Here is an 11,924-nt window from a genome sequence, read left to right as displayed (position 1 = left end):
GGGACGCTAACGCGCCAGCCGGTACCCGACTCCACGGACCGTCACCACGACGTCGCGGGCACCCAGCTTCGACCGCAGCGACGCCACGTGCGCCTCCAGCGTGCGCGCCGCGGACGCGTCGGCGATCCCCCACACCTGCTCTAGCAGCTCGGTGCGCGGCAGCACCGCACCCTCCCGGCGGGCGAGCGCGGCGAGCAGGTCGAACTCCTTGCGGGTCAGCGCGACCTCGGCGCCGCCCGCGGTCACCGCGCGCCGGTCGAGGTCGACGACGACGTCGCCGACGCTCACCGTCGCGGCCACCGCGGCGCCGGTGGCGCGACGCAGCACGGCCTCGATCCGGGCGACGAGCTCCTCGGTCGAGACGGGCTTGACCAGGTAGTCGTCCGCGCCCGAGCGCAGCCCCTGCACCCGCGCCGCGACGTCGCCGCGGCCGGTGATGGCCAGGATCGGCACCCGGGACCGCTCCCGGATCTCCCGGCAGACGCCGATGCCGTCGCGGTCGGGCAGGCCCATGTCGAGCAGGACGACGTCGGGCTCCCGCTCGGCGACGGCCGCGATGGCCGCGGATCCGCTGGTCACGAGGTCGGTCGGGTAGCCCTCGCGGACCAGGCTGCGCCGCAGGGCGTCGCCGAGGACCGCGTCGTCCTCGACCAGCAGCACCCGCACGCGCCCACCCTAGCGACGTTTCCTCAAAGCTTCCTCAAGCCCGGTGTCCCCGCGGTTGCCCCACGACACGCCCCGGCCCCATCGTTTCCCCACCGCACACGTCGAGGAGGACGGACATGGCCGAGGTCGCCAACGCAGACGGCTCGTCCGGGACGGGGTCCACCACCCCCACCCGGACCAAGAAGAAGGTCTACACCCAGCTCTGGTTCTGGGTCATCGTCGGCATCGTCTCCGGCATCCTGGTGGGCTTCTTCGCCCCCGGGTTCGCCAAGGAGACCAAGTGGCTGGCCGACACGTTCGTCCAGATGATCAAGGTCATCATCGGCCCGGTCATCTTCTGCACCGTGGTCGTCGGCATCGCCTCGCTGGGCAATCTGGCCCGCGCCGGCGGTCTCGCCGCCCGGGCACTGGGCTACTTCCTGGTCATGACCGTCATCGCGCTGGCGATGGGGCTCATCGCGGGCAACGTGTTCCAGCCGGGCGCCGGCTTCACCGGCCAGCCCAGCGCGTCCGACCTCGCGAAGGCCACCGACCAGGCCGCCACCGGCAGCCAGGAGTCGGGCGTCATCCCGTTCATCCAGGACTCGCTGCTGCCGCACAGCTTCTTCGGCCCGTTCGTCGACAACTCGGTCCTGCAGGTCCTGGTGCTGGCGATCCTGTCCGCCTGCGCCATCTCCTCGCTGAACCCGGCCCTGCGCAGCCGCCTGGTCGGCGGCATCGAGGGCATCGCCCAGGTCATCTTCGGCATCATCAAGATCATCATGTGGGCCGCGCCGGTCGCCGCGTTCGGCGGCATGGCCTACACCGTCGGTCAGATGGGCGGCGGGTCGCTGGTCAACCTGCTCAAGCTGATGGCCGTGTTCTGGGGCACCTGCGCGGTGTTCGTCGTCGTCGTCCTCGGCGCGGTCTCCTGGGCCGCCGGGTTCAACGTCCTCAAGGTCATCCGGCTGATCAAGGACGAGCTGCTGATCATCGTCGGCACCTCGTCGTCGGAGTCGGTGCTGCCGCGCTTCCTCACCAAGCTGCAGTCCGCCGGTGCGTCCAAGCAGACCGTCGGCATGGTCATCCCGACCGGCTACTCGTTCAACCTCGACGGCACCTGCATCTACCTGACCCTGGGTGCGCTGTTCATCATCCAGGCCGGTGGCGAGTTCCTGCCGATCGGCGCGCAGATCGCGCTGGCCGTCCTGATGGTGCTGACCTCCAAGGGCGCCGCCGGTGTCACCGGCGCCGGCCTGGTCACCCTGGCCGCGTCGCTGCAGGCCTTCGGCGGGGAGTTCTTCACCCCCGAGGCCATCGTCGTCGGCCTCGCGCTGATCGTCGGCATCGACCGCATGATGTCCGAGGGCCGCGCCCTGACCAACGCGATCGGCAACGTCGTGGCCACCCTGGTCATCGCCCGCTGGAACGGCGAGCTCGACCGTGAGCGGCTGGCCGCGGTGCTCGACGACCCGACGCTGGTCGAGGCCGACATGGAGGCCGCGCACGGTGGCGGCGCCGCGGACGCCGAGATCGACGAGGCCGCCGACGGCGCCGCGAAGCCGGACGCCGACGAGTCCCGCCGCGAGAAGGTCGGCGCGGGCTCCTGACCGGGCACGTCCTCCTCCCATGACCGTCGCACCCCCGCGGAGCCCCGAGGCCCGCGGGGGTGTCGACGTCCCGGCCGGTGCACGGGTCCCCCTGCCGCTCCCGCGGTGGCAGGCTGGGCCCGTGCGCCGGCCGTTCCGTTCCTCGCCGCCGCTGCGCCGGTCGCGGCTGGTGCGGCGGCTGTTCCTGCTGCAGGTCGTCACCGTGCTGCTGACCGTCGGCGGGCTCGCCGCGCTCGGCGGCTACGGCGCGAGCCGCCTGGAGCACGACGCCGCGGGCCGGCTCACCACCGCCACCGCGCTGTCGCTCGCCTCGGACCCCGAGGTCGTCGACGCCGTCCGCGACGGCGGCGGTCTCGCCGCCCTCTCCGCCCGCCTCCAGCCCGTCGCCGAGCGGGTCCGGCGGGCCACGAACACCGGCTTCATCGTCGTGATGTCCCCGCAGGGCGTCCGCTACAGCCACTACAACCCCGCCGAGATCGGCCTGATCTACCAGGGCAACATCGCCCCGGCGCTGGCCGGGGAGACCTCGACCGAGGTCTACACCGGCACCCTGGGGCCCTCGGTCCGCACCGTCACCCCGGTCCTGGTCGACGGCCGGATCGCCGCGGTCATCTCCGTCGGCGTGCTGCAGACCCGGATCAGCGACCTCGCGCTGCGCTCGCTGCCCGGGATCATCGCGGCCGCCGCGGTGGCGGTGCTCGTCGGCTCGGGGCTGGCGGTGCTGCTGGCCCGGCGGCTGCGCCGCCAGACCCTGGGGCTGGAACCCGAGGACATCACCGCCGCCTACACCCACCACGAGGCGGTGCTGCACGCCGTCGGCGAGGGGCTGCTGGTCGTCGACGGCGACGGGCGGCTCGTCGTCGTCAACGCCGAGGCCCGGCGGCTGCTCGGCCTGCCCGGCCACGACTCCCCCGACGACCCCGCCGTCCCGGGGCGGCCGCTCGCCGGGCTCGGCATGGACCCCGCCGTCGCCGCCGTGCTCACCAGCGGGCTGCGCTCGGACCTGCGCGACCGGGCCGCCCTGGCCGGGGAGCGGGTGCTGCTGGTCAACAGCAGGCACGCCGGGCCGGCCGCGGGACCGGGGACGCGGGTGTTCACCCTGCGCGACCGCACCGAGCTGGCCGGGGTGCTGCGCGAGCGCGACGAGGCCCGCGACACCGTCGCCGCGCTGTCCGGGCAGGCGCACGAGTTCGGCAACCGGCTGCAGACCGTGCTGACCCTGATCGAGCTGGGCGACACCGCCGACGCCGCCGCGGCCGGCACCGCCGCGCTGGACCGCACCCGCGGACCCGGTGCACGGGTCGTGGCCGAGGTCTACGACCCGGTCCTCGCCGCGCTGCTCGCGGACAAGGCGTGGCAGGCCTCCGAGCACGACGTCACCTTCGCCGTCACCGACGCCTGCGACCCCGACGTACTGCCGGACCTGCGGCTGCCCTTCGCCGCGGACGACCTGGTCTCCCTGGTCGGCAACCTCGTCGACAACGCGGTCGAGGTCGTCACCGGGCGCGCCGGGGAGCGGTCGGTCGCCGTCGTCCTGCGCACCGGGCCCGACGGCCGCGAGCTGCTCCTGGAGGTCGCCGACAGCGGCCCCGGGGTGCCCCCGGACACCGCCCGCGAGCTGTTCACCTTCGGGTTCAGCACCCGCGCGACGCCCGGCGGCCGCCCCCGCGGCATCGGGCTGGCGCTGGTCGACCGGATCGCCCGCCGCCTCGGTGGGTCGGTGACGGTCGGTACCCGCGACGACGGCAGCGGCGCCGTGTTCACCGTGCGGCTGCCCCTCCCCTCCCAGGACACGGGCCCGAAACCCGGTGCGGGCGTCACGCCACGGTCGTCGGAGGTGCCGGTCACCGACCGGACCTGAACCGCACCGGGGCCCGCGCGCGCCGCACCCCACCGCATCGCGCCGCGCCATGGCCCGCCGCGCCCCGCCGCGGCCCCCGCCGAGTGGTACGTCACGCCCCTCCGGGCGCCACCGCCTGGTACGTGGTGCGCCACTCGCCGCGAGGAGCCCGGTGCCGCACCACCGCCGGTGTGGGACGGACGGTCAGGCCCGGATCTGGCCCGGGACCGCCCAGCGCCCCGACCGTGCCCGCAGCCCCACCGCGACCAGGCGCACCACCATGAACGCGGCGAGCCCGGTCCAGATCCCGGCCAGCCCCCACCCGAACAGCAGCGACAGCCAGATCATCGGCAGGAACCCGCCGAGCGCGGCGAGCAGCGTCGTGGTGCGCAGGAAGGCCGCGTCACCGGCGCCGAGCAGCACGCCGTCCAGGGCGAACACCACCCCGGCGATCGGCTGCAGCGCGGTGAAGAACCACCACGCCGCGGGGATCGCCGCGAGGACCGCCGCGTCGCGGGTGAACACCGGCGGCAGGACGGGGTAGAGCGCGGCGAACAGCACGCCGAACCCGCAGCCGAGCACGAGACCGTAGCGGGTGACCCGGGCGGCGAGCGCCCGCGCCGGTCCGGTATCCGCACGGTCGCCGTCCGTGCCGCGTCCGCCGTCCGCACCGTGCTCGCCGTCCGCGCCACCCAGTGCCGCCCCGACCAGCGACTGCGCCGCGATCGCGACCGCGTCGAGCACCAGGGACTGGAACACCCACAGCTGCAGCACGATCTGGTGCGCGGCGACGGACTCGGACCCGAACCGGGCGGCGACCGCCGTCGCGGACAGGAAGCAGGCCTGGAACCCCAGCGACCGCACGATCAGGTCGCGGCCCATCGCCGCCTGGGAACGGAGCACCGCGGTGTCCGGGGCGAAGCGGACCGGGTCACCGACGGGGGCCCGCCGTCGTTCGACGACCAGCGCCCGCAGGAACAGCGACGCGGCGACGGCCTGCCCCGCGACGTTCGCGATCGCCGAGCCCTCCAGCCCCCAGCCCGCCCAGTCCCCCGCCCCGTGCACCAGCAGCGGGCAGAGCAGAGCGGACAGCAGGTTGCCGCCGATCACGATCCACATCGGGCGACGGGTGTCCTGCACCCCGCGCATCCAGCCGTTGCCGGCCAGCGTCACCAGGACCAGCGGGGCGCCGAGCAGCGCGATCCGCAGCCACGACACCGCGCCCTCGGCGATCACCGGGTCCCCGGCGAGCAGCCCCGCCAGCGGTGCCGCGGCGAGCTGTCCGAGCACCACGACCAGCAGCCCGACGCCCAGCGCCAGCCAGGTCGCCTGCACGCCCTCCGCCACCGCGGCCGACCGGCGCCCGGCGCCGTAGAACCGGGACGCGCGCGCCGTCGTCCCGTAGGACAGGAACGTCAGCTGGGTCGTGACCTGCGCGAACAGCACCGCGGCGACGGCGAGCGAGGCCAGCGGCAGCCCACCCAGCCGTCCGACGACGGCCGTGTCGACCAGCAGGAACAGCGGCTCGGCCGCCAGCACCGGGAGCGCGGGCAGGGCGAGCCGGAGGATGTCACGGGGCCCGCCCGCGATGGGGGCGGGCCGGGTCACCGACGGGGACGACGGCAGAGGAAGCAGAACGCGGGCGGCAGGTTGCGCCACACCGTACGGGTCATCACGACCTCGTCGAACGTGTCGTGCAGGGCCGCCTTGAACCGCCGCGCCGAGGGCATCGGCAGGGTGTGGGAGTAGGCGAACGTCGCGAACGCGCCGGTCTCCCCCACCGCCCCGACGACCTGGTCGAGGATCTCCTGCTGCATCGTCCGGTCGAACAGCGACCAGGGCAGCCCGGAGATCACCGCGTCGACCGAGGTGATGTCGCGCTCGGCGAGCAGCGACCCCAGCTTGCGGGCGTCACCGTTCACGACCTCGACGCCCGGGTGGCGGTCCTGCAGGAAGCGGGCCATCCGCGGGTCGAGCTCGACGGCCAGGTGCCGGCCCTCCGGCGGGAGCCGCCTGCCGACCTGCGTGGTGACGGCGCCGGTGCCCGGCCCCAGCTCCACGACGACCGGCGCGCCGTGCCCCGGCGCGATACGGGCCAGCTTCGCCGACAGCCGCGGCGAGCTCGGCCACACCGCACCCACCTGGGCCGGGTTGCGCAACCAGGCCCGGAGGAACTCCGGCCACCCGCTGGGCTCGTTGCCGTGACTGTCGTCGCCCCCGCGGGCCGCAGCGGGCTCGGATCGCACCGCACACCTCCTGGTCTCGCGGGACACGCTACGTGCCCCGGTGCCGCGACACCGGACCGCCCCGAGGTCCACCCGATCGTGGTGTCGCGGCGATGTACCCCGGATGAACCCGATCAACCGGGCACGTGCTCAGCGGGCCAGCTCCGCCCGGAGCAGCTCCAGCAGCCCGTCGCGGGTACCGGAGCGTTCGAACCCGGCGGCACCGGTGTGCCCGCCACCGCCGAGCGCCGTCGCCACCCGGGACAGGTCCGGGGACCCGTTGCCGCGCAGCGACACCGACCACTCCCCCGGCGCCGTCTCGGTCAGCAGCGCCGCCACCCCGCCCCCGGCCGCGGCCTGCAGCGGCCCGACCAGGGCGACCGTGCGGTCGCGGAACCGGGTCGCGGTCGCCACGTCGACGGCGGCCCACACCAGGTCCGCCCCCGCGGCGACGCCCGCCTCCCGGTGGGCCCCGGCCAGCACCGTGGCCTGCGCGGCGAGCCACGCGAACGGCACCGGACCGCCGATGTCACGCAGCAGCGGAGCGGGCTCGACGCCGGCGTCGACGAGCTCGGCGCCCAGCCGGAGCGCCTCCGCACCGCCGCGCCGGAAACCACCGGTGTCGGTGTAGAGCCCCGCGAACAGGGACCGGGCGAGGACCGCGTCCAGCGGGGTGCCCAGCTCGGCGAGCACCGCCCGGACGAGCGTCACCGTCGCCGGGGCGCCCGGGTCGACGAGGTACCGGTCCGTGAACGCCACGAACGACGCGTGGTGGTCCACCGCCAGCGACGACCCGGCCGTGTCCAGCACCGGCTCCAGGTCCCCCAGCCGGGGGGACGACGAGATGTCGCAGCAGACCAGCAGGTCCGGCGCGCGCGGCGCGTCCACCGAGGCGACGACCAGCCCGTCGGGGTCGAGGGTGTCGACCAGCCCGGCGGGCACCGGGTCCGGCCCGCCGAATGACACGGTGACCGGGGTCCCCGCGCGGTGCAGCGCCGTGGCCAGGGCCAGGGCGCTGCCCGCGGCGTCCGCGTCGGGCCGGACGTGCCCGACCACGAGCACGTCACGGGCCCGGCGCAGCACCGCCGCGGCCCCGGCCGGATCGACCGGACCGGGACCCGGGACGGTCTCGTGCGCGCCGCTGGTCACTCGGCGTCGGTCTCCCGCGGGGCCTTGTACGGGTCCGCCTCCCCCGCCGGCGACGCCGTGGCCGCCAGCCGGGCCACCTCCTCGTCGGAGGCGCGGGTGCGGGCCAGCAGCTCCTCCATCCGGCGGGCCGTGTCCGGCACCGCGTCCAGCACGAACGCGAGGCTCGGCGTGTGCCGCACCCCGGTCTGCTGTCCCACCCGGCTGCGGAGCACCCCGCTCGCGCTCTGCAGCGCGGCGGCGGCCCCCGCGGTGTCCGGCTCCTCCTCCAGCGAGGCACCCATGACCGTGTAGAACACGGTCGCCTCGCGCAGGTCGCCGGTGACACGGGTGTCGGTGATCGTCACCATCGCCAGCCGCGGGTCCTTCACCTCGTGCTCGAGGGCCTCCGCGACGATCTGCGAGATCCGCTTCGCGAGCTTGCGCGCGCGGGCCTGGTCGACCATGTCCTGCTCCTTCCAGCGGGTCGTGCGAGCCCGAGTCTAGGCACGGGTCGCGGGGTCACGCCGCGTTCGATTCTCGGTCCTGCTGGTCCGTCCCCCGGCCACCGCCGGGGCTCAGTCCTCGTCGGGGCCGAACAGCCGGGTCCGGGCCGACAGCAGCTCCAGCTCGGGGCGGGCGGCCACCAGCCGCTCGCACCGCTCCAGCAGGGCACGGACGTGCCCCGCGTCGGCGGCGACACAGCTCACCCCGATCAGCGCACGCCGGTGCAGGTCCAGATGGCCCGCCTCGGCCGCCGCCACCTCGAACCGGCGCAGCTCGGCCAGCAGCGGACGCACCGCCGAGCGCTTCTGCTTCAGCGACCGGACGTCGCCGAGCAGCACGTCACACTCCAGGGAGCCGACGTACACACACACCTCCGCTGACGCCGACGGGGCGGCCGGTGACCGGCCGCCCCGTCGGAGCGCGTTCGTCAGCCGCTAGTCGCGCGGCTTCTCCCGCATCTCGAACGTCTCGATGACGTCGTCGACCTTGATGTCGCCGTAGGTACCGAGCGTCAGACCGCACTCGAAGCCCTCGCGGACCTCGACCACGTCGTCCTTGAACCGGCGCAGCGACGAGATCGGGAGGTTCTCGTGGATCACCTTCGAGTCGCGCAGCAGGCGCGCCCGGGCGTTCCGGCGGATCTCCCCACCCATCACCAGGCAACCGGCGATCGTGCCGAACTTCGAGGACTTGAAGACCTCGCGGACCTCCGCGCGGCCCAGCTCGACCTCCTCGTACTCCGGCTTGAGCATGCCCTTGAGGGCCGCCTCGATCTCGTCGATCGCCTGGTAGATCACCGAGTAGTAGCGGATCTCGACGCCCTCGCGGTTGGCCAGCTCCGTGGCCTTGCCCTCGGCACGGACGTTGAAGCCCATGACGATGACGTTGTCCGCGATGGCGAGGTTGATGTCGCCCTCGGTGATACCGCCGACGCCGCGGTGGATGACCCGCAGCTCGACCTCCTCACCCACGTCCAGCTTCATCAGGGCTTCCTCGAGCGCCTCGACGGTGCCCGAGTTGTCACCCTTGATGATCAGGTTGAGGGTGTTGGTCTCCTTCAGCGCGGCGTCCAGGTCCTCCAGGCTGACGCGCTTGCGACGGCTCGCCAGCTCGGCGTTGCGCTCACGGGCGCGGCGCCGGTCGGCGATCTGGCGGGCCACCCGGTCCTCGTCCACGACGAGGAACGTGTCGCCCGCACCCGGCACCGACGTCAGACCGATGACCTGCACCGGACGCGACGGGAGCGCCTCGGTGACGTCCTGGCCGTGCTCGTCGACCATGCGCCGGACGCGCCCGGAGGCGTCGCCGGCCACGACCGAGTCGCCGACCCGGAGCGTTCCGCGCTGGACCAGCACCGTGGCCACCGGGCCGCGACCGCGGTCCAGGTGACCCTCGATGGTGACGCCCTGCGCCTCCATCTCGGGGTTGGCCCGCAGGTCGAGCGCCGCGTCGGCGGTCAGCAGGACCGCCTCCAGCAGACCCTCGATGTTGGTGCCCTGCTTCGCGGAGATGTCGACGAACATGGTGTCGCCGCCGTACTCCTCGGCCACCAGGTTGTACTCGGTGAGCTGCTGGCGGATCTTCTGCGGGTTCGCACCCTCGACATCGATCTTGTTGACCGCGACGACGATCGGCAGACCGGCCGCCTGCGCGTGGTTGATCGACTCGACGGTCTGCGGCATCACACCGTCGTCCGCCGCCACCACGATGACCGCGATGTCGGTGGACTTCGCACCACGGGCACGCATGGCGGTGAACGCCTCGTGACCCGGGGTGTCGATGAACGTGATGAGCCGCTCCTCGCCCTCGAGCTCGGCCGCGACCTGGTAGGCGCCGATGTGCTGGGTGATGCCGCCGGCCTCGCCCTCGCGGACGTTCGCCTTGCGGACCGTGTCCAGCAGCCGCGTCTTACCGTGGTCGACGTGACCCATGACGGTCACGACCGGCGGACGGGCCTCGAGCGCGTCCTCGTCGCCCGGGTCACCGAACTCGATGTCGAACGACTCCAGCAGCGCACGGTCCTCCTCCTCGGGGGAGACGACCTGCACGCGGTAGTTCATCTCCTGGCCGAGCAGCTCCAGGATCTCGTCCGAGACCGACGCGGTGGCCGTGACCATCTCACCGAGGTGGAACAACACCTGCACCAGCGAGGCCGGGTTGGCGTTGATCTTCTCGGCGAAGTCGGTCAGCGACGCGCCACGCGGCAGCCGGATCGTCTCGCCGTTGCCCTTGGGCAGGCGGACGCCGCCCACCGAGGGCGCGGCCATGGCGTCGTACTCCTGGCGCTTCTGCCGCTTCGACTTGCGACCCTTGCGGGCCGGACCGCCGGGACGGCCGAACGCACCCGCGGCACCGCCGCGACCACGCGCACCGCCACCACCGGGACGACCGCGGAAACCGCCGCCGGCCGGGGGCGGACCACCGGGACCGCCGCCACCGGGACGGAAACCGCCGCCACCGCCACCGGGACGACCGCCACCGGGGCCACCACGGCCACCGCCGGGGCCACCACGACCGCCGCCGGGGCCACCACGGCCACCGGCACCGGCGCCGGGACGACCCGCAGCCGGACGCGCGGGCATCATGCCCGGGTTCGGCCGCGGAGGCATGTTGCCCGGGTTCGGACGGGGACCGCCCGCACCCGGAGCGCCACCCGGACGGGGCGGACGCGGCGGGGCCTCACCGGAACGCGCGGCCGGAGCCTCGGGACGGCCGCCGCCCTGCTGGCCGCCACCGCCCTGCTGGGGCTGCGGCGGGCCGGGACGCGGGCCCGGCTTGGGCGAACCCTGGCCGACGCCGAACGGGTTGTTGCCGACGCGCGGCTGGCGCGGGCCCGGACGGGCGCCACGCTCACCGGGCTGGCCGGCGGGACGCGGGGCGCCACCGCCCTGGCCACCGTGTCCCTGTCCCTGGCCCGGACGGGGCGCGGGGGCGGGCTTCGGCGCGGCCGGACCCGGCTTCGGGGCCGCCGGACCGGGCTTCGGCGCGGCGGAACCGGGCCGCGGCGCGGCCGGGGCCTCGGCGGCCGCGGCGGGGGTCTCGACGGCCGGAGCCGCCGGGGCCTGCGGGCCGGGCTTGGGCGCGGCCGGTCCCGGCTTCGGGACGTCGGTGCGCGCCGCGGGCTGCGCCGGCGACGGGGCACCCGGGGTGGGTGCCGCGGGGGCCGGCGGACCCGGACGCGGGCCGGGCTTGGGGGCCGGACCCGGGGTCGGGCGCGACGGCGACGGGGCGCCGGAGCCACCGGCGCGCGGACGACCGCCACCGGGCGCGCCGGAACCGCGGCGCTGACCGCCGGCGGCGCCCCCACCGGAGGCCATCGCGTCGCGCAGCTTGCGCGCGACCGGGGCCTCCACGGTGGAGGAGGGGGACTTCACGTACTCCCCCAGGTCCTGCAGCTTGCTGAGGACCTGCTTACTGCTGATTCCGAGCTCTTTCGCGAGCTCGTGCACGCGGGCCTTGCCTGCCACTGCTCTCCTCATCCTGACCGGAGGCCGGGCGGCAGCATCCCGCTCGACCTCGAACCTAGTGTCGAAGCACGTTCATGGTGCGATCTTCACTGCTGGCTCATGACTGGTCGACCTTGCTTTCTTCCGATGACGGGTCCGAGAGGTTCCCGGGCCCCAGCGGGTCGCGCGGCTCCTGCAGCCACCGCCTGACGGCGGTGACGTCCGGTGCCGAGCGGACGCGTAACGCCCGGGCGAACGCCGAGCGTCGCTCGGCCCTGTCCAGGCACCCCGTCGAGAGGTGCAACCAGGCACCCCGTCCGGGGAGGCGGCGGCGCGGATCCGGAATGCAACGTCCGTTCTCCACGACCACCCGCAACAGTACGTCGGCCCGTTCCCGGGTCCGGCACCCCACACAGGTCCGGATCGGAACCGACCGGGTGTGCGTGGGCGACGGTCCGCGACCGCGGGCCGATGACGAGTGTAGCGCAGGGCGATCGTCGGGCATTCCCTCGCCCGACCCCTGCTG

At 74.7% G+C, this 11,924-nt stretch carries 10 protein-coding genes; 2 read left to right on the top strand and 8 right to left on the bottom strand.

Features of this window, described 5'->3' with window-relative positions; genetic code table 11:
* Nucleotides 1-6: 6 nt before the first annotated feature.
* Nucleotides 7-666: a response regulator transcription factor gene (locus KPL57_RS41000; protein WP_226355810.1), complete on the bottom strand. Its 660-nt coding sequence runs from the start codon at nucleotides 664-666 to the stop codon at nucleotides 7-9.
* A 116-nt stretch (nucleotides 667-782) separates the two neighbouring features.
* On the opposite strand from KPL57_RS41000, the gene KPL57_RS40995 reads away from it, so the two are divergent.
* Complete coding sequence (locus tag KPL57_RS40995) at nucleotides 783-2,255, top strand: cation:dicarboxylate symporter family transporter (protein WP_226355809.1); 1,473 nt, start codon at nucleotides 783-785, stop codon at nucleotides 2,253-2,255.
* A 121-nt stretch (nucleotides 2,256-2,376) separates the two neighbouring features.
* A complete protein-coding gene (locus KPL57_RS40990; RefSeq protein ID WP_226355808.1) occupies nucleotides 2,377-4,116 on the top strand; it encodes an ATP-binding protein in 1,740 nt (579 codons plus the stop codon).
* A 183-nt stretch (nucleotides 4,117-4,299) separates the two neighbouring features.
* On the opposite strand, the gene KPL57_RS40985 is transcribed toward KPL57_RS40990, so the two are convergent.
* From KPL57_RS40985 to KPL57_RS40955, 7 genes are all read right to left on the bottom strand, one after another.
* The gene (locus tag KPL57_RS40985) at nucleotides 4,300-5,703 is read right to left on the bottom strand and encodes an MATE family efflux transporter (RefSeq protein WP_226355807.1); all 1,404 of its coding nucleotides are present in this window, start codon (nucleotides 5,701-5,703) and stop codon (nucleotides 4,300-4,302) included.
* Complete coding sequence (locus KPL57_RS40980) at nucleotides 5,700-6,341, bottom strand: class I SAM-dependent methyltransferase (RefSeq protein WP_373324103.1); 642 nt, start codon at nucleotides 6,339-6,341, stop codon at nucleotides 5,700-5,702. Before KPL57_RS40980 ends, KPL57_RS40985 begins: the two co-directional genes overlap by 4 nt.
* Before the next feature lie 129 nt (nucleotides 6,342-6,470).
* Complete coding sequence (locus KPL57_RS67830) at nucleotides 6,471-7,469, bottom strand: bifunctional oligoribonuclease/PAP phosphatase NrnA (RefSeq protein WP_226365942.1); 999 nt, start codon at nucleotides 7,467-7,469, stop codon at nucleotides 6,471-6,473.
* Nucleotides 7,466-7,912 (bottom strand): 30S ribosome-binding factor RbfA, encoded by a 447-nt coding sequence (rbfA, locus tag KPL57_RS40970; RefSeq protein ID WP_226355806.1) that lies wholly within the window; start codon nucleotides 7,910-7,912, stop codon nucleotides 7,466-7,468. The genes KPL57_RS67830 and rbfA overlap by 4 nt, the downstream gene beginning before the upstream one ends.
* Before the next feature lie 111 nt (nucleotides 7,913-8,023).
* Nucleotides 8,024-8,317: a DUF503 domain-containing protein gene (locus tag KPL57_RS40965; RefSeq protein WP_226355805.1), complete on the bottom strand. Its 294-nt coding sequence runs from the start codon at nucleotides 8,315-8,317 to the stop codon at nucleotides 8,024-8,026.
* Nucleotides 8,318-8,386: 69 nt separating this feature from the next.
* Nucleotides 8,387-11,419 (bottom strand): translation initiation factor IF-2, encoded by a 3,033-nt coding sequence (infB, locus tag KPL57_RS40960; RefSeq protein WP_226355804.1) that lies wholly within the window; start codon nucleotides 11,417-11,419, stop codon nucleotides 8,387-8,389.
* Nucleotides 11,420-11,516: 97 nt separating this feature from the next.
* Complete coding sequence (locus KPL57_RS40955; RefSeq protein ID WP_083474617.1) at nucleotides 11,517-11,903, bottom strand: YlxR family protein; 387 nt, start codon at nucleotides 11,901-11,903, stop codon at nucleotides 11,517-11,519.
* Between the last annotated feature and the right edge of the window lie 21 nt (nucleotides 11,904-11,924).

This window comes from Pseudonocardia sp. ICBG601 (assembly GCF_020496245.1).
Note: the sequence above shows the minus strand (reverse complement) of the source record. Positions and strands in the feature narration are given on the sequence as shown.

What these genes read in the sequence shown, in the direction of transcription:
- KPL57_RS40995 (WP_226355809.1), top strand. Translation starts at nt 783, where the DNA reads ATGGCCGAGGTCGCCAACGCAGACGGCTCGTCCGGGACGGGGTCCACC.
- rbfA (WP_226355806.1), bottom strand. Translation starts at nt 7,912, where the DNA reads ATGGTCGACCAGGCCCGCGCGCGCAAGCTCGCGAAGCGGATCTCGCAG.
- KPL57_RS40955 (WP_083474617.1), bottom strand. Translation starts at nt 11,903, where the DNA reads ATGCCCGACGATCGCCCTGCGCTACACTCGTCATCGGCCCGCGGTCGC.